The organism is Pseudomonas sp. Sample_20 (assembly GCF_004307585.1).
Classification (GTDB): Bacteria; Pseudomonadota; Gammaproteobacteria; order Pseudomonadales; family Pseudomonadaceae; genus Aquipseudomonas; species Aquipseudomonas atacamensis.
In genome coordinates, this window is record NZ_RCOA01000073.1 from 48,401 (window position 1) to 67,638 (window position 19,238).

Sequence of the window (19,238 nt, forward strand, 5' to 3'; positions counted from 1 at the left end):
TCCTACGGAGAACAACAACAATGATCTTCACCCCGGAACACGAAGCCCTGCGCCGCACCGTCCGCCAGTTCGTCACGCACGAGATCAACCCGCACGTCGAAGAATGGGAAAAGGCCGGGCGCTTTCCCATCCACGAAATTTTCCGCAAGGCCGGTGAGCTGGGCCTGCTGGGCATTTCCAAGCCGGAAAAATTCGGCGGCATGGGCCTCGATTACAGCTATTCGATCGTCGCCGCCGAAGAGTTCGGCACCATTCATTGCGGCGGGATTCCGATGTCGATCGGCGTGCAGACCGACATGTGCACCCCGGCGCTGGCGCGCTTCGGCTCCGATGAACTGCGCGAAGAATTTTTGCGTCCGGCCATCACTGGCGAACAGGTCGGTTGCATCGGCGTTTCCGAAGTCGGCGCCGGCTCCGATGTCGCCGGGCTGAAAACCACGGCACGCAAGGACGGCGATGACTACGTGATCAACGGCAGCAAGATGTGGATCACCAACTCGCCGAGCGCCGATTTCATCTGCCTGCTCGCCAACACTTCCGACGACAAGCCGCACATCAACAAGTCGCTGATCATGGTGCCGATGAACACCCCCGGGATCAGCCTCAGCTCGCACCTGGACAAGCTCGGCATGCGCAGCTCGGAAACCGCGCAGGTGTTCTTCGACAACGTGCGCGTGCCCCAGCGCAACCGCATCGGCCATGAAGGCGCGGGGTTCATGATGCAGATGCTGCAGTTCCAGGAAGAACGTCTGTTCGGCGCGGCGAACATGATCAAGGGCCTGGAATATTGCATCGACAGCACCATCGAGTACTGCAAGGAGCGCAAGACCTTCGGCAACGCGCTGATCGACAACCAGGTGATCCACTTCCGCCTCGCCGAATTGCAGACCGAAATCGAATGCCTGCGCGCCTTGGTCTATCAGGCCACCGAGCAATACATCAAAGGCCAGGACGTCACGCGCCTGGCATCGATGGCCAAGCTCAAGGCCGGACGCCTCGGCCGTGAAGTCAGCGACAGCTGCCTGCAATATTGGGGCGGCATGGGCTTCATGTGGGACAACCCGGTGGCCCGCGCCTATCGCGATGTGCGCCTGGTCTCGATTGGCGGCGGCGCCGACGAAATCATGCTGGGGATCATCTGCAAACTGATGGGCATTCTGCCGGGGAAAAAGAAATGAGCCGCCTGCCCGATTGCCAGACGCTGTTGCTGGAACTGCATGGCGGCGTGCTGCACATCACCCTCAACCGCCCGGACAGCCGCAACGCGATGAGCCTGCAAATGGTCGCCGAACTGCGCGCGCTGCTGACGGCGGTGCACGATGACCGCACAGTGCGGGCCTTGGTGCTCAGCGGTGCCGGCGGGCATTTTTGCGCCGGCGGCGACATCAAGGACATGGCCAATGCCCGGGCTCAGGGCGCGGACGCTTACCGCGAGTTGAACCGGGCGTTTGGCGCGTTACTGGAGGAAGCCCAGCACACGCCGCAGGTGCTGATCTGCGTGTTGCAAGGCGCCGTGCTCGGCGGCGGCTTCGGCCTGGCCTGCGTCAGCGATATTGCGATTAGCGATCACCAGGCGCAGTTCGGCTTGCCGGAAACCAGCCTCGGCCTGATCCCGGCGCAAATCGCACCGTTTGTGGTGCAACGGATCGGCTTGACCGAAACCCGGCGACTGGCGCTGACGGCGGCGCGTTTCGATGGCGCCGAGGCGCAGCGATTGGGGCTGGTGCATTTCGTTGAACAGGATGCGCAAGCGTTGGCCGAGCGACTGGATGAGGTCCTGCAACAGGTGCTGGGCTGCGCACCGGAAGCGAATGCGATGACGAAAAAATTGTTGCTGGCGAGTGCCGGACAGCCATCGAGTGACTTGCTTGATGAGGCGGCGCAGTGGTTCAGCGCGGCGGTGACTGGAGACGAGGGAATCGAGGGGACCATGGCTTTTATGCAGAAACGCAAACCTCGGTGGGTCAGCTAAAAGCTTCGCGAGCAGGCTCGCTCCCACAGGTCGAAATGCATTCCAAATGTGGGAGCGAGCCTGCTCGCGATGAGGCCATTCCATTCACCGCTATCATTTCAGGAACCCCACCATGCCTACCCTCCACAAAATCCTGATCGCCAACCGCGGTGAAATCGCCTGCCGCATCCAGCGCACGGCCCAGGCGCTGGGCTATCGCACCGTCGCCGTGTTCAGCGACGCCGACGCCGATGCGCTACACGTGCAAATGGCCGACCAAGCCGTGCACATCGGCCCGGCGCCGGTGCAGCAGTCGTACCTCAACATTGCGGCGATCCTCGACGCCGCCCGCCGCAGCGGTGCCGATGCGATTCACCCGGGCTACGGCTTCCTCTCGGAAAACGCCGATTTCGCCCGCGCCTGCGCCGAAGCCGGGCTGATCTTCATCGGTCCCAGCGTCAAAGCTATCGAACTGATGGGCAGCAAACGCCTGTCGAAAATTGCCATGCTCGACGCGGGCGTGCCGTGCATTGCCGGCTACCAGGGAGCAGCGCAGGACGACGCGACCCTATTGGCCGAAGCCGAGCGCATCGGCTATCCGCTGATGATCAAGGCCAGTGCCGGTGGTGGTGGACGTGGCATGCGTCTGGTGCACGAGGCCAGCGAACTGGCGGCGCAACTGCGCACCGCGCGGTCCGAAGCAATGAACGGTTTCGGTAGCGACGAGTTGATTCTCGAGCAGGCCTTGATCGACCCGCGCCATGTCGAAGTACAGCTGTTCGGCGACCAGCACGGCCATCTGGTCTATCTCGGCGAACGTGATTGCTCGATCCAGCGCCGCCATCAGAAAGTCATCGAAGAAGCGCCGTGCCCGGTGATGACCGCCGAGCTGCGCCAGGCCATGGGCGAAGCGGCGCTCAAGGCCGGGCGCGCGGTGGATTACGTCGGCGCTGGCACCGTGGAGTTCCTCCTCGACGCACGCGGGCAGTTCTACTTTCTGGAGATGAACACCCGTCTGCAGGTCGAGCATCCGGTGACGGAATTGATCACCGGGCTGGATCTGGTCGCGTGGCAACTGCTGGTTGCCGAGGGCCAGCCGCTGCCGCTGACCCAGGAGCAGATCCGTCTCGACGGTCACGCCATGGAAGTGCGCCTTTACGCTGAGGATCCCGCTGCGAATTTTCTCCCGCAAACCGGCCGAATTGCCGCATGGCAGCCGGCTTCTGATCACGGCGCACGGATCGATCACGGTCTGCTTGAAGGCCAGTCGGTCAGCCCGTTCTACGACCCGCTGCTGGGCAAACTGATCGCCCACGGTGCAACCCGCGAAGAGGCGCGGCGCAAGCTGTTGCGTGCGGTGCAGGACACCGTGCTGCTCGGCGTGCAAAGCAATCAACGTTTGCTCGAGGGCCTGTTGCAACATCCGCAGTTCATCAGCGGCGATTTCAGCACCGCCTTCATCCAGCACCACTTTTCCAGCCATGCCAGCCTCAACACTTATGTGCCGACGACGGAGCAACTGGCGATTGCTGTGGTGTTGTTCTATCAGGCCAGCGCCCTGCCCCATCGCGCCCCGTTGAACGGCTGGCGCAACAACGCCAGCGTGCCGTTGCACTATCGACTCGGCAGTGACGAGCAGGACTGGACGCTGTCGGTGCTGGCGCGCAAATCCGGCGAATGTGTCGTGCAGCTGGGAGAACGCACGCTGGAGTTGAAAATCATCAAGCACACCGCGCAATCGGTAACCATGGAAATCGACGGCCTGCGCCAGCGCCACGCCTATCGTCTGCACGATCGGCAGCTGTGGCTGTTCACCCATCCGGGCAGCCTGCGCCTGGAGGATCGAACTCATGCGCCGATCGACAGTCAGACCAGCGTCGCCTCCGGCACCCTTAAAGCGCCGATGGACGGTGCCATTGTCGACGTGCTGGTCAGCGAGGGCAGTACGGTCAGCAAGGGTCAATTGCTGGTGGTGCTGGAGGCAATGAAAATGGAGCATCCGCTGAAGGCCGGCATCGATGGCGTGCTCAAACGGGTGCAAGTGAAGGTTGGCGATCAGGTAAAAAATCGTCAGGTTCTGTTGCAGGTCGAGTAGTCGCCCGGGCACAAGCGCGGGGTTTGACTACGCTCTGATAAATCAGAACGCGGAAATCAGGAACCCTGCGATGCCCCATTGGCTGGTCATAGATCTGGAAGCCACCACAGACGAGGGTGGCTGGCCGGTCACGGAGATGGAAATTATCGAGATCGGTGCGACCCTGGTCGACCGCGCCGGGCGCGAGCAGGATCACTTCCAGCGCTTCGTCAAACCGACCCGCCGGCCATTGCTGACGCCATTCTGTCGGGAGCTGACACACATCACCCAGGCCAACATCGATTCGGCGCAACCGCTGAGCGAGGTCTGGCCGGCCTTTGAGCGTTGGCTGGCGCAGCATCAAACCCGTCTGGAAGGCTGGGCCAGTTGGGGCGGTTACGATCGCCAGCAATTGCTGCAGGAGTGGCAACGCCTGAACATCGACAGCGGCCTGAGCAAAGTCCCGCACATGAACCTCAAACAGCGCTTCGCCAAGGCCCGCCGCCTGGAACGACCGCTGGGGCTCAACGGCGCGTTGCAACTGGCGGGCATGCAGTTCAACGGCCAACAACATCGCGCGCTGGAAGATGCCCGCAATACCGCGCGGTTATTGCCGCTGGTCCTGCCGCTTTAGACGCGTGACGGCGCGAAAAGCCTTGTGCATACTGGCCGCCCCCTTTTAAGCCCTTTTCGAGGAATCCGCCCATGTTTAAAGTCAACGAGTACTTCGACGGCACCGTCAAGTCGATCGCCTTTGGCACCGCTGAAGGTCCGGCGACCATTGGCGTCATGGCCCCGGGCGAATACGAATTCGGCACCAGCCAGCGCGAGATCATGCATGTGGTTTCCGGCGCGCTGAGCGTAAAACTGCCAGACAGCAGCGACTGGGAAACCTTCGCCGCCGGCAGCCAGTTCAACGTCCCGGCCAACAGCAAGTTCCAGCTGAAGGTCGCGGTCGATACCGCTTACCTGTGCGAATACCGCGGCTGATCCCGCCGGTTTCACAGCGCAAAAAAATGCCCGCGTCCAAAAGACCCGGGCATTTTTCGTTTCAGGGAAACTCTATTCGAGAATGTCCACCGGCATGCCGACTTCCAGGCGGCCGTTGCCGTCATTGACCAGATTCTGTCCGAACATCGCGCCATCCGCGGTTGAGCGATGTTTCTGTAACGTCGCGAACGGCTCGCGATCGGCGCTGCGTTCACCGGTTTGCGGGTCAACAGTGGTCATGATGCAACGCGCGCACGGCTTGACCACGCGGAATTCGATATCGCCGATGCGAATGCGTTTCCATTGGTCCTCGGCGTAAGGCGCGCTGCCTTCGATCACCAGATTCGGACGGAAGCGCAGCATCTCCAGCTCTCGCCCTACCGTTTCCGAGAGGGCCAGCCGCGAGGCTTCGCCGATCAGCAGCAATGGATAACCGTCGGCGAACGCCACTTGATCGTCATCCTTGCCGAACCCCGACTGCGTGGTGCGTGCCCGCTCGAGCGGCATCTGCACCAGACGTGTCGGCTTGCCGAGGAAGTCGCTGACAAACCGCGCGGCTTGATCACCGGCGTCCGGCACCCGCAGGGTGTCACGCCAGATCGTCACACCGCGCAGCTCGGCGTCGGCAGCGGGCAGCGCGACTTCGATAGATCCCTGCTCGGGAGCGCTGAGGGTCAAACCGCCGCCGGCATTCCATAACGCCGACAACTGACTCATCTTCGCTTCGGCACGCTGGGTCAGAAAGCGCCCGCTGGCCTCGTCCACCAGCATCCAGCGTCGGTCGCCCGCCAGCCCGAGCTTGTCCAGCTCAATGCTTTGCAGCATTTCGCCCTTGCCGGATTTCAACGGGTAACGATAAAGCGCGCTCAGACGCAGCATGGCCAGCTCCCTGATGGAAAAACGCCACCCTATACGAGCTTCGATACCGAATCAAAGCCGTCATTAATGTAAGTACAGTTCTGTGGGAGCGAGCCTGCTCGCGAAGAGGCCGGCACATTCACCATCAATGTGTCCGACCCTGCGCTTTCGCGAGCAGGCTCGCACAGGAAGCAAGATGTGCGTGTTTCAGGCCGGCACGGCGTCGAGCATCAAACGCTGGCGCACCACGTCGACCAGTTTGTCCGGCTGGAATTTGGAGAGGAAGTTGTCGCAGCCGACCTTCTTCACCATCGAGTCGTTGAAACTGCCCGATAGCGAGGTGTGCAGCACGACGTACAGGCCACGCAGGCGAGGGTCGTTGCGGATCTCCGTGGTCAGGCGATAGCCGTCCATTTCCGGCATTTCCGCATCGGTGAAGATCATCAGCAGTTTGTCGGTCATGTGCACGCCGGTATCGGCCCAGGCCTTGAGCATGTTCAAGGCTTTCAGACCGTCGCTGGCAATGTGCATCTTCACCCCGAGCTGGCCGAGGGTATCGCGCAATTGCGATAGCGCTACGTTGGAGTCGTCCACCAGCAACACTTCGCGGCCACGGGCGCGCTCCAGTACCGGGTCGTCGAGTTTCTCGCGCGAGACCTTGGCGTTGTACGGGACGATTTCAGCGAGGACTTTCTCGACGTCGATGATCTCCACCAGTTGATCGTCGACCTTGCTGATCGCGGTCAGATAATGCTGGCGGCCAGCACTGGTCGGCGGCGGCAGAATGGCTTCCCAGTTCATGTTGACGATGCGGTCGACACCGCCGACGAGGAAGGCCTGCACCGAACGGTTGTATTCGGTGACGATGATCGTGCTGTTCGGGCCCGGCACCAGTGGGCGCATGCCGATTGCCTGGGACAGGTCGATCACCGGCAGGGTCTGTCCGCGCAGATTGACCACGCCGCAGACGAAGGGATGACGCTGCGGCATCAGGGTCAGCTTGGGCAGTTGCAGCACTTCCTGAACCTTGAACACGTTGATCGCGAACAGCTGGCGTCCGGCCAGGCGAAACATGAGGATTTCCAGGCGATTCTCACCCACCAGTTGCGTGCGTTGGTCTACCGTGTCGAGAATGCCGGCCATCAATGACTCCTGGGCTTGTTCTGATGAATTCACTATGGGGGTTTATCGGCTGCATTCAGCTAATCTTGATTGCTGTAAAGCGCGTCGCTAAAAATGCCATAAACGGCCATTGATGTCACACTGACATCATGCTTTACTGGCAATCGTGATTTCATCTGCTAGATTCATTGCGGCGCGACCTCGGTTTGCACGTTAGGTTCCCGCGCCTAAGGGATTCCCCTAGGATCAATCAGGCCCAACCTGATATTCGCCATTTCCAATAGCCATTACTGTGACGCCATTCTCATTGCATGAACGGAGTCAGGCTATTGTGTGCGATCGCAATTCAGTGGCAACCCACCCTCTGGAACCCCTCGGTCCGTGCACCTGCACCGCCGGGCGCGATCTGCCGACGATTCACGATCGTCGCCACACACGGCCATCCGTCAACCAACACGACGTGGTGGAGATGAACATGCCAATCGACCGTAAAGACTGGGCGCAACGCTTCCCCGAATTTCTGGTCGAGGCCGAAACGCTTCTCGCCAAGTCCGAAGAATGCCTGAGCCATCTGCAACTGATCAGCAATGACAAGGATGCCATCGACTGCATGCTCGGCACTCTGCTGAAGCTGGCCGGCCGCGCCGAAGCCTTGGCACTGGAAGCAATCTCCGAGTTTTCCCTGCACATCTACAGTCTGCTGAATCTGACCCAGGATCGCGTCGACCTGCACGAACAGGCCCTCGATGCCTTGCGAGACTGTTTCACCCTGATGGCATGGCAGCTTGAGCTGGTCGATCATAAAACCGGACAACTGAGCCTTGATGGCAGCGAGCAGACAGCCCTGCTTGAGGCCTTCGCGGCACAAATGGGCCAGGACACGTTCGAGCCGAAGATGATGAGCAAACGTTTGCTCTCTGGGTCTCTGATAGCTCACCAGGCTTGAGAAAACCGGCCGCGAAACTGTCGTAATTGAATAGTGCATACCTGCCAGCGACAATCCGAGGCAAATAATCTGCCCGACCAACGGCTGATTTCCAGATGCCGCCATCAGGGTTTTCCCTGTGTGCTCCCCGAGACACTTCCAGGCAAAATCGAAGTCGTCCAACTACAAAAACTCCAACTTTTTCCAATATGGAACTTGCGTCCACGATCCGGTATTTCCTGACTGAATGGACATATATAGCGACCGCGACCAACGGTATGTTAAGTGGTATTATGCCGCCGGTTAATTACCTGCTGTTTAATGGCACAGTGACTTCAGCGTTTCATTAGCAATGTTACTGCCGGTCAATGATTGCTTAACGAATGCGGTATGAATCAATAACATAATTGACAGTATTTCCACACAGAGATCCGCCAGTCACCGGTCGGTCTGCCCGCAGCGAACATCCATTGGCTCCATCCGTTATGTACGCCAGTCTCAAGTCACTCATTACATGGCCACCTTCTCGGGAAAACGCCCGGCGCTTCACACTTGTTCTGTGTGTTCTGGCGACCTTGGGCAGCCTGCTGGCGTATGTTGTTTCCGCACGCCTTCCCTTGGGATTGCTGGCACTCGACATCGCCGCCACCGCGTGCGTCTGGGTGCAATATCGCTTGTCGCGCAAATCGATCAAGTTTCAGCCACAAGAGTTGGCTGATCGACTGCTGCAAGTCCAGGAAAACGAACGACATCGCCTCAGCCGTGAATTGCACGACGATATCGGCCAGTTGCTCACCGCCGCCAAGCTGCAAAGTGACTGGCTCAAACGCCGCCTGCCGGAAGATTTGCAGGAACAATGCAAGGTCCTCTGCGACACGCTGGATGAAACCCTGAACAAGGTGCGTGACGTCTCGGCGATTCTCAATCCACGTCAATTGACCAGTCTGGGCCTCGAAGCCAGCCTGCGTGCGCACTTGCTCAAGACACTGGCCAACACGCCGGTCAACTGGAGTCTCGACTGCCAGCAGCGGCTCAACGGCATCCCCGAGGAAATGGCCGTCGCCGCGTTTCGCATTGCCCAGGAAGCCGTGACCAACATCCTCCGGCACGCACAGGCAAAAAACCTGTTGATTCGGGTACAGCGATTGCCGCAAGGTCTGACGCTGTTGATCAGTGATGACGGCCTGGGTTTTGCCCCGGCTGCCGACCCGGCCAGAGAAGGTCAACGCGGCATGGCCGGAATGGCCGAGCGTATCGAACAACTGGGCGGCACGTTGAATGTCGTCAGCGAGCCGGGCAAAGGCACTCGAATCGAAGCACTATTCCCGTGGGCGCCTCGGGCACTCGAACGGGCCAGTACGAATAAGGTTATGCGTTGACTTGTAACTTACTTCTAGTGGATGACCACTCGCTGATCAGAGCCGGCGTGCGCGCTCTGGTACTGGATATTCCCGGTTACGCGGTAATCGGCGAAGCCAGTGATGGTTCGCAATTGCTTGAAATGGTCGAGCAATTGGTTCCTGACATCGTATTGCTGGATATCTCAATGAGAGAAACCGGCGGCCTGGAAGCGCTGCAACGGCTCAAGCGCGTGCGGCCGCAGAGCAAAGTGCTGATTCTGTCGATGCACACCGATCCGGCGCTGATCATGCAGGCGCTGGAGTCCGGTGCCCATGGCTACCTGCTCAAGGACACCACGGCCACCGAGCTCGAGCACGCGCTGGAAGCCCTGCGCAACAACGAACGCTACCTCAGCCCGGCCATCGCTCATACGGTGATCAATCAGGCACTGACGCGAAACCAGAAAAGCCAGCCGGACATCGCCGATTCGCACAATCTGACCGCGCGCCAGCTGGAAATCCTTCGCCTGATCGTGCGCGGCAAATCGACCCGGGAAATTGCCAACGGCCTGGGCTTAAGCGTCAAGACCGTGGAAACCCACCGCGCGCAGATCATGAAACGCCTGCAAATCTACGACGTGGCGGGTCTGGTGCTGTTCGCTGTGCGTGAACAGATCATCAGCCTTGATGACTGATTGACGGTTGTTGGCCCAATAACGGCGAGTCCTTCGGCAGATGCACCTGCAACGCTGCAGGTTTCGCAACAAATCGCAGACTGTCGCCTTCCAGCGGCTCGCCATCGAGATTGATGCTCAGCCCTTCGGCGACCTTGATCTCGACCCACGGCAATCGCGCTCGCACAAACATATTGTCGAGGCCGAAGCCCTCGCTCAGCAGATTCTTCAACGTGCCGACCAGCTCCTGCGGTGCTGGCAAAATGCTGATATCCAGCAAACCATCGTCGACTCGCGCCTCGGGGCACAGCACATGGCCGCCACCCGCCTGCCGTCCGTTGCCGATTCCCAGTGCGAGCAGTTCACCCTGCCAATGAAAATCCGGGCCTTGCAACTCGCCGTAAGCGGCATGCAGCTCGCTGAACCGGGTCAGGCCGGTAAACAGATAAGCGGCGCCGCCCAAAACCTTTTTCAAGTCTTCCGAAGTATTGGCGGTCACCTGGCTGCCGAATCCGCCGGTCGCCATGTTCAGGAAAATCTGCCCGCCCACCTCGCCCAAGTCGATATCCGAGGGCTGAACGTCCAGTAGCTCAAGGGCTTCGGCTGGCTCCAGGGAAATACCGGCGGCACGGGAAAAATCGTTGGCGGTGCCCAGCGGCAGGAGGATTAGACTGGCTTTTTGCGGATGCTGCGCCAGCGCTTCGGCAATATCGCGCAAGGTGCCATCACCGCCACCGGCGATGATTTTGCTGTAGCCGGCCGCCAACGCTTCCTCGACCAGACGCTGGGCGTCGCCGGCCTCCCAGGTCACTCGCACAGCCAGCTCCCAGCCTTGCTCACGCTTGGCTTCGACGGCAGCGCGGACATCCTCGTTGAGTGCCTGTTTGCCATGCAAGATCAGCAGTGCCCGGCGTTCACTCATAACGTCACTCCAAGAATTGAAATCGATTGAAACATCTTGACCACTGTGCGCCTTAAAAAAGCCACCGAGCTGGCAATTAATTCTTCGTCCAACTGCTGGCGTCCTACACAGCGGTATTTTTTCTTACGAAACAAGAGGAATCGGCTTAATTGACCCCGCCCACCCCATGGGTCACCGTGTGCCGGCAGCACCAACTTTCAACTCAATAACACAAGGATGTGCCGGTAATGAACGGATACCCCGCGATTCATTTCCATGAATCGAGCAATGGAATAATCAGCAAGCGTGCAGTTGCTACGACCAGCGAGTACTTCCATGCGCAACCATGAAACCAAGGCACCGGTGAGCCCGGTCGCCGCTCTCGCCGAAAGTCGTGCCAGCAAGAAACCAGACTTCTGTAACAGCGCCAAGACCCCTGGAGAGTTTGATATGGAACCCCGAGTCAGCGAGCTGGAGACTCACTTCAAATACATGCGCCGCGACATGGACGAAGTGCTCAATGATGTGCGGACGATCAAACACCGTCTGGCGTATTCGGCGGGTGCCACCGCTGTCATCCTTGGACTGCTGGGATGGGTGGCCAACAGCCGATTCGACCAGTTGGTGACGTTGATCAGCAACTGACCGAATCATTCGTTGCACGCGCCGTGCGTATCAGCCGACGCGTGCATGGACGAGATGGCCTACCCCAGAAGGTCACTGAGGGGAATGAAGCTCACTTCATCACCCTCGCTCAGCGTGCGGCCCTCTCGGACTTCCACCAACCCGTCGGCCCACGCCGCGCTACGCAGCACACCCGAACTCTGGTTGCGGTAAATGATTGCGCGCCCCTGCTCCAAACGCCCGCGCAAATATTCACGACGGTTGCCGGCCACCGGCCAGACAAAGCCTGCTGGCACTGCAAACTTGAGCGGCTCGACATCTTGCACACCCAGGCGTCGCAACAGATAAGGCCGCGTCAGCAAGGCGAACGTCACCAGCGTAGAGGCGGGATTGCCGGGCAGGCCAATCACCGGCACGTTGCGGAAATGACCGAACGTCAATGGTTTTCCCGGCTTGATGGCCAGCTTCCACAAGGCCAGTTCGCCTTCTTCACGCAGGGCAATGCCGAGGAAATCCGCCTCACCGACCGAGACACCGCCGGTAGACAGAATCAGATCGACGTCTTGTAATTCGCCCAGCCGCGCCCGCGTGGTGGGCAGATCGTCCGGGAGAATTCCGCCATCAATCACTTCACAACCCAGACGCTGCAGCCAGCTGCACAAAAGCACGCGGTTGCTGTTATAGATCTGGCCCGGCCCCAATGCCTGACCGGGTTCAACCAGTTCGTCCCCAGTGGACAGAACCGCCACCCGCGGCTTGCGCACGACGTTAACCCCGGCACAGCCAAGCGAAGCAGCCAGGCCTTGCTCAATCGGTCCGAGCCGGGTTCCAGCTTGCAGCACCAATTCGCCGACCGTGGTTTCCTGCCCTTGCGGACGAATGTTCTGCCCGGCTTTCAAAGGTTCAAGAAAGCGCACTCGGCCGTCGGCCTGAACTTCGGCGTTTTCCTGCATCTCGACACAGTCGGCACCCGGCGGCAGCGGTGCCCCGGTGAAGATGCGTGCGCAGGTGCCTGGTTCCAAAGGTTGTGGAGATCGCCCGGCGAAGACCTTTTGACTGACCGGCAGCGGCTCGCCTTGCCAATCCGCCAGGTTCAAGGCGTAGCCGTCCATGGCGCTGTTCGGCCATGGCGGCAGATCCAGCGTCGAGATCAGATCTTCCGCCAGCACCCGCCCTTCGACTTGAGCCAGCGGCAAGTGCTCGCGCTCGACAATGCGCGACGCATCGGCCATGGCCAGCAAACGCTCGAGCGCCGTTTCGACAGGCAGCAAACTGCCGGTCTTGCCCGGCTTACCCACGGGATTCACAAGGCGCCGCCTGCTTCAGATGGGTGACGAAGTTGCAGGGACGATGACGGGCGTCCAGTTGCTCAGCGAGAATGCCGTCCCAACCGGTGCGCACTGCATTGGTCGAACCCGGCAGGCAGCACACCAGCGTGCCGTTGGCCAAGCCTGCCAAGGCACGGGACTGCACGGTCGAAGTGCCGATATCGGCCACGGAAATCTGGCGGAACAGTTCGCCGAATCCGTCGACCTGTTTGTCGAGCAGGCATGCCACCGCTTCCGGCGTGCTGTCACGCCCGGTGAAGCCGGTGCCGCCGGTGATCAACACAACCTGAACCACATCGTCGGCAATCCAGTTGGCGACTTGCGCACGGATTTTGTAGAGATCATCTTTAAGCAAAACCCGCTCGGCCAGCGCGTGACCGGCCGCGATCAAGCGATCAACGAAGACCTGGCCGGAGGTATCGGTTTCCAGGGTTCGGGTGTCGCTGACAGTCAGCACCGCAATATTGAGCGGCACGAAAGGTACATCAGCCTTGGCTTTCATAGGCTCTTCCAGTTGTAGGGGAAACAGCCCGGTGTTATATCACAGCGGCTCATTTTTCCGCCGCCCCTCTGGAGAGTCGTCATGCCCTCGAACAACCCATTGCCACCCTGCTCCGTCCTGCTTCTGGCCGGTGGACGCGGTCAACGCATGGGCGGTCAGGACAAGGGCCTCATCGAGTGGCTGGGCGAGCCGTTGATCGCGCATCTGCAGCGCAAGGTGCTGCCGCTGACCGACGATCTGATCATCTCGTGCAACCGCAATCGCGAGCGTTATGCCGGGTTTGCCGATCAGTTGGTAATGGATGATGAAGGCGATTTCCCCGGGCCGCTGGCCGGTATTCGTGCAGGACTGAAAGCGGCGCGCCATGCGCATTTGCTGGTGTTGCCATGCGATGTGCCGCGAATCGACACGGCGTTGCTGGAAGACATGCTGACCACTGCCGATCTGCAACGTGAAAAACCTTTAATGCTGCGCCACGGCGAGCACTGGGAACCGCTGTTGTGCGTGATTCCGGTGGCGCTGTTGCCAGCGTTCGAAGCAGCCTGGAATGCAGGCGAGCGCAGCCCGGGGCGGGTAATGCGCAGCCTCGGCGCCGGCGCATTGCAATGCCCTGACAACGACCCGCGACTGGCCAACCTCAACACCCCCGAATTGTTACATCTGCACAACACTGTGTCAGACTGACATTATCCAAGGAACTCTCACGCCTTGTTTACGTCTCAAGCTCAGTAACCAGAAGATTTCCCATTCGGAGACACACTCATGACTCAACGGACCCTCGCCACTTTCATGCTCGCACTGGGCCTGGCAACCCTCGCAGGTTGCTCCTCGCCAACAGTGATCACCTTGAATGACGGTCGCGAAATCCAGGCCGTCGACACCCCGAAATACGATGATGATTCGGGCTTCTACGAGTTCCAGCAGCTGGACGGCAAAGAGACCCGCATCAACAAGGATCAGGTTCGTACCGTTAAAGAGCTGTAAGGCTCCGCGTCGTTACCGGATACAGAAAAGCCCGCATTGTCATGCGGGCTTTTTCATGGGCGCTCGGAAAGCAGTTTCAGCATTACCACTGCAAGGTGATTTGACTCTCGAACTCCCGCAATTCCCCGGTCACCGGGTCAATGAAGCGCAGGCCCTGCGCAAGCAGCTTCAACGGGTTGGCGTAGTCGTCCTCGACATCTTTCAACACAGTCGGATAAAACGGATCGTTGCAAATACTCGCTCCCAGCGCCGTCATGTGCACCCGCAGCTGATGCTTTTTGCCGGTCACGGGATACAGGCCATAGCGCCACAGATCACCATTTTTCTCACGCACTTCGACCGCCGTTTCGGTATTGCAGGCGCCAGGCCCTTCTTGCATACGGAAAAACGGCTCGCCATCGATCAAACGGCTCTTGTGCACCAAAGGGAAATCCAGCTCGGGCAGCGCCGGGGCGATCGCTTCGTAGCGCTTGTCGATCTGCCGGGTCGGGAACAATGACTGATAGGCCGAGCGGGTCTGCGGATTGGCCGAGAAGATCACCAGCCCTGCGGTGTGCCGGTCAATGCGGTGCAGCGGCACCAGATGCGGATTGTCCAGCCGACGGATCAGCCGCCGCAGCAGGGTTTGTTCGACATATTCTCCGGCCGGGGTGACTGGCAGAAAGTGAGGTTTGTCGGCCACCACCAAGTGTTCATCGGCATAGAGAATCGACTCGAGAACCGGGATCGGCTTTTCGTCCGGCACCTCACGAAAGTAATGAATGCGCAGCCCTTCCCTGTACGGCAAGTCCAGCGCAATTGGCTGGCCCTGCGCATCCAGCACCCGTCCGCGAGCAATCCGGTCAAGCCACTGTTCGCGGCCGATGGCACTGAAGTGCTCGCACAGGCAATCGAGTACCGTCAGCCAGGAACCGGGCGGCAGGTACAAGGTGCTGGCCTGATTGTGCGCAGCGGAAAATACGGGACTGGACATACGAAACAGAATTCCTCAATGCAAGCCGGCATTATCCAACAGTGAGGCAAAGCCACCTAGCGCAGTTTCATCAGGCCGGAATCGACTTGAGGGCCGCCGCTTCGGTGAACTCCTTCAGCCAGCGCAACACATCGACCGCTTCCCAACGCCCTGGATCGTACAACGCGTATAACAGTCCCTGATAACCGACCACATCCAGCTGCTTGTGATAACCGGCGCGTTGAAAAAGGGCTTCGATTTCGGCAAAGCAGGTATTGAAATGCAGCTTGTTGAATGGCGTCTTGCCTTCCGTGACCAGCCCGTCCAGGCGCAATTCGAGGACGGCCTCGCGCACCACGTCCACCGACATCCGGTTAACGCTGCTCTTCAACTGTTCGACATTGACCACGGTTCATCCCTCTGACTCGATTGCTGTATGGACATACAGTAACCGAAGAATTCAGCGAGCGCCAACGCAAGGATGTATCGCTGCGACCAGCGGAAGGATCAAGGCAAAATCAACAGCCTAAAAATGCCACTACCTGGTCGCCACTGAACGGCCAATCCAGCTCAGCGCCAGTGTCGACCCGCCGCAGTACCGGGATGCGCAAGCTGTATTTTTCGAACCACGATTCGTCTTCGGTGATGTCCACCAATTCAACCAGCAGACCATGCTCGACGAAGGGCATCAGCTCGGCTTCGGCAACTTCACACAGATGACACCCGAGGGTGCCGAACAGCTGACATTCAGGAGGCATGACGGCATTACCGGAAAACAAGTGAGCCCATTCTAGGACGCCACTAAACCCTCGTCGACCCGGCGCCGCCCAAAGGACCCAGCGCTCCCGGCGCAAAATCCTGACGCAAATCATTCAGCGCAAATTGCAAATGCGTCATCCTCGCGGACTTTTTGCCTCTACGCTTCAGAGGCCAACGCCCTGACAGCGGAGTGTCCCGTGTTTGCAAATCTGTTGATCATCCTCGCCTCATCCCTGGTGGTGATTGCCCTGTTCCGGCGCCTGCGACTGCCGCCGGTGCTGGGTTACCTGTGCGTGGGATTACTGGTCGGGCCGAACGCATTCGACTGGGTCAACGAGAGCGAACATCTGCCCGATGTCGCCGAGCTGGGCGTGGTGTTTCTGCTGTTTTCGCTGGGTCTGGAGTTCTCCCTGTCGAAGATGATTGCGCTGCGTCAGGTGGTGTTTCGCCTCGGCAGTCAGCAAGTGCTGATCAGCACAGCGCTGCTCGGCACACTGTTGATGGGCCTGGGCATGCCGCTGATGCCGGCGCTGTTGCTCGGTGCAGGGTTATCGCTGTCATCCACGGCGATCGTGACCAAGGAGCTGGGCAGTCTTGGTGAAGTATTCAGCAGCCACGGCCAGAACGCGGTCGGCGTGTTGCTGTTTCAGGACGTTGTCGCGGTATTGCTGCTGACACTGGTTCCGGTCTTCGCCGGCACCAGCGAGCAGGCCTGGTACTGGGCCTTGCCGTTGACCCTGGGCAAAACCGTGGTGCTTTTCTTCGGCCTGCTGCTCGCCAGTCGCTGGTTATTGCCACGGCTGTTTCATGAGGTGGCGGCTTCGCGCTCTGCGGAGCTGTTCGTCCTGCTGGCGCTGGTAATCGTGCTGCTGACTGCCTGGCTCACGCACTTGTTGGGGCTGTCGCCTGCACTCGGCGCTTTCCTCGCCGGCATGTTGCTCGGGGAAAGCCATTACCGGCACCAGATCGAAGCCGACATCCGGCCCTTTCGCGACATTCTGCTCGGCGTGTTCTTCGTCAGCATCGGCATGCTGATCGACCTGCAATTGTTTGTCAGTCACAGCCTGTTGATCATCGGCCTGACGCTGGGCCTGATGCTGATCAAAGGCATCGTGGTCGCGCTGCTGGTGAAGTGGCGCGGCAGTGACAGCGAAACCGCATGGCGCAGCGGTCTCGCCTTGGCCCAGGGCGGGGAGTTCTGTTTTGCCTTGATGGCGCAGATGCAGCAGAACAGCCTGTTGCCGGCCGAACCGGGCGCCCTGCTGCTCGCGGCGACGTTCTGTTCGATGCTGCTCACGCCACTGCTTTTGCGTGCGGCGCCGCGCATCGCCGCCGTGCTGCACCGCAAGCCCAATCAGGAAGCGCAGATCGAACAAATCAGCGCGCTCAACGCCGACCTCGACCAGCACGTGGTGATCTGCGGCTACGGTCGCGTCGGCCAGTCCATCGGCCGCTTCATGGGCAATGCCGGGCAAGCCTATGTTGCGCTGGACAACGATCCGGTGCGGGTGCAGGAAGCCGCATCTGCGGAAAGCGACGTACATTACGGCGACTCGGCGCGTGGCGATCTGCTTACTGCGGTTGGCCTGTTGCGCGCCAGGCTGCTGGTGATTGCCGTGGATCAAAGTGACGTGGCGTTGCGCATTCTGCGCGAAGCCCGGCGACTCAACCGACAGGTGCCGATTCTGGTACGCACCCGTGACGACAGCCAATCGGCGGAACTCAGAGCCGCCGGCGCCACCGAGGTGGTGCCGGAGCTTCTGGAGTCGAGCCTGATGCTCGCTTCACACGCGCTGATCATGCTCGGCCTGCCCGCGCACAAAGTGCAGGAGAAGGTCGATCAAGTGCGTATCGATCGCTATCGCCTGCTCCACGGTTTCTATCCCGGAGCCAATGATGAGGAAATCTAGTCCTGACTCACCGCGCCGATCTTGTGCAGCGACAGGTCGGCGCCGTAATACTCTTGTTCCTGACTCAGGCGCAGCCCATGCAATGCCTTGATCGCGCCGTAGACGACGAAGCCTCCGACCAGCGCGACCGCGACGCCAAGCGTAGTGCCGATCAACTGGCTGATCAGGCTGACACCGCCCAGGCCACCCAGCACAGACTGACCGAAGATGCCGCAGGCAATCCCGCCCCACACGCCACACAAACCATGCAGCGGCCAGACACCCAAGACATCATCGATACGCCATTTGACTTGCGCAGCGGTAAAGCACCAGACAAACAAGGCTCCGGCAATCGCGCCCGTTACCAGCGCACCGACCGGATGCATCAGGTCGGATCCGGCACAAACCGCCACCAATCCCGCCAACGGACCGTTATGCAGAAAGCCCGGGTCATTGCGCCCAACGATCAACGCCGCGACGGTACCGCCGACCATGGCCATCAGCGAGTTGACCGCGACCAGGCCACTGACGCCTTGCAGCGTCTGCGCGCTCATCACGTTGAAGCCGAACCAGCCGACAATCAGGATCCACGAGCCCAGTGCGAGAAACGGAATGCTCGACGGCGCGAACGCGACCAGGCGTCCATCGCGATAGCGACCATTGCGCGGGCCGAGCAGCAGAACAGCGGCCAACGCCAGCCAACCGCCCACGGCATGCACCACCACCGAGCCGGCGAAATCATGGAATGCCGCGCCAAACTGCGCCGTCAGCCAACCTTGCAAGCCGAAGTTGCCGTTCCAGATCAGCCCTTCGAAAAACGGATAGATAAACGCCACGATCAGCGCCGTCGCGCACAACTGCGGGACGAAACGCGCGCGCTCGGCAATGCCGCCGGAAATGATCGCCGGGATGGCGGCAGCGAAGGTCAGCAGAAAGAAAAACTTCACCAGTCCATAGCCATGGTCAGCCGTGAGCACCGCTGCCGGTTGCATGAAGGTGACGCCATAGGAGATCCAATAGCCTATAAAGAAATAGGCCAGGGTCGAGACGGCGAAGTCGCTGAGGATTTTCGCCAGCGCGTTGACCTGGTTCTTCTGCCGGACCGTGCCGACCTCCAGAAAGGCGAAACCGGCGTGCATCGCCAGTACCATCACCGCACCGATCAGAATGAACAACGTGTTGGAGCTGTGAACCAGCGTGTCCACAGCGCTTTGCAGATTTTCCATGAGGAGGCAGACCCAAGGCTAAAAGGCACCAAAGCGGTTCATGCGGGCATTTCATGCACCAAATTACGACTCATCAGTCATACAACCGCAGGGTTGATGAACTGATTTGGCGCATATATCGATGCCCGATCACAAACGG

General features: G+C 59.9%; 21 protein-coding genes. 12 read left to right on the forward strand and 9 right to left on the reverse strand.

Annotated elements, in window-relative coordinates:
- Positions 1 to 20: 20 nt before the first annotated feature.
- From atuD to D8U70_RS16215, 5 genes are all read left to right on the forward strand, one after another.
- Entirely contained in the window at positions 21 to 1,178 is a 1,158-nt protein-coding gene (gene atuD / locus D8U70_RS16195) for a citronellyl-CoA dehydrogenase (protein ID WP_056788533.1), read from the forward strand.
- A complete protein-coding gene (locus tag D8U70_RS16200) occupies positions 1,175 to 1,972 on the forward strand; it encodes an enoyl-CoA hydratase-related protein (protein ID WP_130929294.1) in 798 nt (265 codons plus the stop codon). Before atuD ends, D8U70_RS16200 begins: the two co-directional genes overlap by 4 nt.
- Before the next feature lie 112 nt (positions 1,973 to 2,084).
- The gene (locus tag D8U70_RS16205) at positions 2,085 to 4,046 is read left to right on the forward strand and encodes an acetyl/propionyl/methylcrotonyl-CoA carboxylase subunit alpha (RefSeq protein WP_130929295.1); all 1,962 of its coding nucleotides are present in this window, start codon (positions 2,085 to 2,087) and stop codon (positions 4,044 to 4,046) included.
- A 70-nt stretch (positions 4,047 to 4,116) separates the two neighbouring features.
- Positions 4,117 to 4,659 (forward strand): exonuclease domain-containing protein, encoded by a 543-nt coding sequence (locus D8U70_RS16210; protein WP_016770826.1) that lies wholly within the window; start codon positions 4,117 to 4,119, stop codon positions 4,657 to 4,659.
- Between the two features lie 71 nt (positions 4,660 to 4,730).
- A complete protein-coding gene (locus D8U70_RS16215; RefSeq protein WP_039759849.1) occupies positions 4,731 to 5,015 on the forward strand; it encodes a pyrimidine/purine nucleoside phosphorylase in 285 nt (94 codons plus the stop codon).
- A gap of 72 nt (positions 5,016 to 5,087) precedes the next feature.
- Here D8U70_RS16215 and D8U70_RS16220 read toward each other — a convergent pair whose 3' ends face one another.
- A complete protein-coding gene (locus D8U70_RS16220) occupies positions 5,088 to 5,894 on the reverse strand; it encodes an MOSC domain-containing protein (protein WP_130929296.1) in 807 nt (268 codons plus the stop codon).
- Positions 5,895 to 6,080: 186 nt separating this feature from the next.
- Complete coding sequence (locus tag D8U70_RS16225; protein WP_016770829.1) at positions 6,081 to 7,016, reverse strand: chemotaxis protein CheV; 936 nt, start codon at positions 7,014 to 7,016, stop codon at positions 6,081 to 6,083.
- Positions 7,017 to 7,470: 454 nt separating this feature from the next.
- Between D8U70_RS16225 and D8U70_RS16230 the strand changes: the two genes are divergently transcribed.
- From D8U70_RS16230 to D8U70_RS16240, 3 genes are all read left to right on the forward strand, one after another.
- Positions 7,471 to 7,941, forward strand: a complete 471-nt coding sequence (locus tag D8U70_RS16230) for a hypothetical protein (RefSeq protein ID WP_110601741.1) — start codon at positions 7,471 to 7,473, stop codon at positions 7,939 to 7,941.
- A gap of 464 nt (positions 7,942 to 8,405) precedes the next feature.
- The gene (locus tag D8U70_RS16235; protein WP_073472462.1) at positions 8,406 to 9,299 is read left to right on the forward strand and encodes a sensor histidine kinase; all 894 of its coding nucleotides are present in this window, start codon (positions 8,406 to 8,408) and stop codon (positions 9,297 to 9,299) included.
- Positions 9,296 to 9,955 (forward strand): response regulator transcription factor, encoded by a 660-nt coding sequence (locus D8U70_RS16240; RefSeq protein WP_130929297.1) that lies wholly within the window; start codon positions 9,296 to 9,298, stop codon positions 9,953 to 9,955. Before D8U70_RS16235 ends, D8U70_RS16240 begins: the two co-directional genes overlap by 4 nt.
- On the opposite strand, the gene yegS is transcribed toward D8U70_RS16240, so the two are convergent.
- A complete protein-coding gene (gene yegS, locus D8U70_RS16245) occupies positions 9,939 to 10,856 on the reverse strand; it encodes a lipid kinase YegS (RefSeq protein ID WP_122700120.1) in 918 nt (305 codons plus the stop codon). The two genes, D8U70_RS16240 and yegS, sit on opposite strands and share 17 nt — an antisense overlap.
- 315 nt (positions 10,857 to 11,171) lie before the next feature.
- On the opposite strand from yegS, the gene D8U70_RS27755 reads away from it, so the two are divergent.
- On the forward strand, positions 11,172 to 11,480 hold the full coding sequence (locus D8U70_RS27755) for a hypothetical protein (protein WP_016770834.1): 309 nt from the start codon (positions 11,172 to 11,174) through the stop codon (positions 11,478 to 11,480).
- Positions 11,481 to 11,539: 59 nt separating this feature from the next.
- Here the strand turns inward: D8U70_RS27755 and glp are convergent, their stop codons facing one another.
- Together glp and moaB are read right to left on the reverse strand one after the other, a co-directional pair.
- On the reverse strand, positions 11,540 to 12,766 hold the full coding sequence (glp, locus tag D8U70_RS16255; RefSeq protein ID WP_130929298.1) for a gephyrin-like molybdotransferase Glp: 1,227 nt from the start codon (positions 12,764 to 12,766) through the stop codon (positions 11,540 to 11,542).
- Positions 12,750 to 13,289 (reverse strand): molybdenum cofactor biosynthesis protein B, encoded by a 540-nt coding sequence (gene moaB, locus D8U70_RS16260; RefSeq protein WP_016770598.1) that lies wholly within the window; start codon positions 13,287 to 13,289, stop codon positions 12,750 to 12,752. Before moaB ends, glp begins: the two co-directional genes overlap by 17 nt.
- A gap of 81 nt (positions 13,290 to 13,370) precedes the next feature.
- On the opposite strand from moaB, the gene mobA reads away from it, so the two are divergent.
- Entirely contained in the window at positions 13,371 to 13,973 is a 603-nt protein-coding gene (gene mobA, locus D8U70_RS16265; protein ID WP_130929299.1) for a molybdenum cofactor guanylyltransferase MobA, read from the forward strand.
- Positions 13,974 to 14,051: 78 nt separating this feature from the next.
- A complete protein-coding gene (locus D8U70_RS16270) occupies positions 14,052 to 14,273 on the forward strand; it encodes a YgdI/YgdR family lipoprotein (RefSeq protein ID WP_016770600.1) in 222 nt (73 codons plus the stop codon).
- 82 nt (positions 14,274 to 14,355) lie between these two features.
- Here D8U70_RS16270 and D8U70_RS16275 read toward each other — a convergent pair whose 3' ends face one another.
- From D8U70_RS16275 to D8U70_RS16285, 3 genes are all read right to left on the reverse strand, one after another.
- Complete coding sequence (locus D8U70_RS16275; protein WP_110646798.1) at positions 14,356 to 15,246, reverse strand: pseudouridine synthase; 891 nt, start codon at positions 15,244 to 15,246, stop codon at positions 14,356 to 14,358.
- Positions 15,247 to 15,316: 70 nt separating this feature from the next.
- Positions 15,317 to 15,634 carry a hypothetical protein gene (locus D8U70_RS16280; protein ID WP_016770837.1) on the reverse strand — a complete coding sequence of 106 codons (318 nt, stop codon included), beginning with the start codon at positions 15,632 to 15,634 and terminating at the stop codon, positions 15,317 to 15,319.
- A gap of 109 nt (positions 15,635 to 15,743) precedes the next feature.
- A complete protein-coding gene (locus D8U70_RS16285; protein ID WP_130929300.1) occupies positions 15,744 to 15,983 on the reverse strand; it encodes a glutaredoxin family protein in 240 nt (79 codons plus the stop codon).
- 198 nt (positions 15,984 to 16,181) lie between these two features.
- On the opposite strand from D8U70_RS16285, the gene D8U70_RS16290 reads away from it, so the two are divergent.
- Positions 16,182 to 17,894 carry a monovalent cation:proton antiporter-2 (CPA2) family protein gene (locus D8U70_RS16290; protein ID WP_016770839.1) on the forward strand — a complete coding sequence of 571 codons (1,713 nt, stop codon included), beginning with the start codon at positions 16,182 to 16,184 and terminating at the stop codon, positions 17,892 to 17,894.
- On the opposite strand, the gene D8U70_RS16295 is transcribed toward D8U70_RS16290, so the two are convergent.
- Positions 17,891 to 19,099: an ammonium transporter gene (locus D8U70_RS16295; protein WP_130929301.1), complete on the reverse strand. Its 1,209-nt coding sequence runs from the start codon at positions 19,097 to 19,099 to the stop codon at positions 17,891 to 17,893. The two genes, D8U70_RS16290 and D8U70_RS16295, sit on opposite strands and share 4 nt — an antisense overlap.
- Positions 19,100 to 19,238 lie beyond the last annotated feature (139 nt).

What these genes read in the sequence shown, in the direction of transcription:
- atuD (WP_056788533.1), top strand. Translation starts at nt 21, where the DNA reads ATGATCTTCACCCCGGAACACGAAGCCCTGCGCCGCACCGTCCGCCAG.
- D8U70_RS16200 (WP_130929294.1), top strand. Translation starts at nt 1,175, where the DNA reads ATGAGCCGCCTGCCCGATTGCCAGACGCTGTTGCTGGAACTGCATGGC.
- D8U70_RS16205 (WP_130929295.1), top strand. Translation starts at nt 2,085, where the DNA reads ATGCCTACCCTCCACAAAATCCTGATCGCCAACCGCGGTGAAATCGCC.
- D8U70_RS16210 (WP_016770826.1), top strand. Translation starts at nt 4,117, where the DNA reads ATGCCCCATTGGCTGGTCATAGATCTGGAAGCCACCACAGACGAGGGT.
- D8U70_RS16215 (WP_039759849.1), top strand. Translation starts at nt 4,731, where the DNA reads ATGTTTAAAGTCAACGAGTACTTCGACGGCACCGTCAAGTCGATCGCC.
- D8U70_RS16220 (WP_130929296.1), bottom strand. Translation starts at nt 5,894, where the DNA reads ATGCTGCGTCTGAGCGCGCTTTATCGTTACCCGTTGAAATCCGGCAAG.
- D8U70_RS16225 (WP_016770829.1), bottom strand. Translation starts at nt 7,016, where the DNA reads ATGGCCGGCATTCTCGACACGGTAGACCAACGCACGCAACTGGTGGGT.
- D8U70_RS16230 (WP_110601741.1), top strand. Translation starts at nt 7,471, where the DNA reads ATGCCAATCGACCGTAAAGACTGGGCGCAACGCTTCCCCGAATTTCTG.
- D8U70_RS16235 (WP_073472462.1), top strand. Translation starts at nt 8,406, where the DNA reads ATGTACGCCAGTCTCAAGTCACTCATTACATGGCCACCTTCTCGGGAA.
- yegS (WP_122700120.1), bottom strand. Translation starts at nt 10,856, where the DNA reads ATGAGTGAACGCCGGGCACTGCTGATCTTGCATGGCAAACAGGCACTC.
- D8U70_RS27755 (WP_016770834.1), top strand. Translation starts at nt 11,172, where the DNA reads ATGCGCAACCATGAAACCAAGGCACCGGTGAGCCCGGTCGCCGCTCTC.
- moaB (WP_016770598.1), bottom strand. Translation starts at nt 13,289, where the DNA reads ATGAAAGCCAAGGCTGATGTACCTTTCGTGCCGCTCAATATTGCGGTG.
- mobA (WP_130929299.1), top strand. Translation starts at nt 13,371, where the DNA reads ATGCCCTCGAACAACCCATTGCCACCCTGCTCCGTCCTGCTTCTGGCC.
- D8U70_RS16270 (WP_016770600.1), top strand. Translation starts at nt 14,052, where the DNA reads ATGACTCAACGGACCCTCGCCACTTTCATGCTCGCACTGGGCCTGGCA.
- D8U70_RS16275 (WP_110646798.1), bottom strand. Translation starts at nt 15,246, where the DNA reads ATGTCCAGTCCCGTATTTTCCGCTGCGCACAATCAGGCCAGCACCTTG.
- D8U70_RS16285 (WP_130929300.1), bottom strand. Translation starts at nt 15,983, where the DNA reads ATGCCTCCTGAATGTCAGCTGTTCGGCACCCTCGGGTGTCATCTGTGT.
- D8U70_RS16295 (WP_130929301.1), bottom strand. Translation starts at nt 19,099, where the DNA reads ATGGAAAATCTGCAAAGCGCTGTGGACACGCTGGTTCACAGCTCCAAC.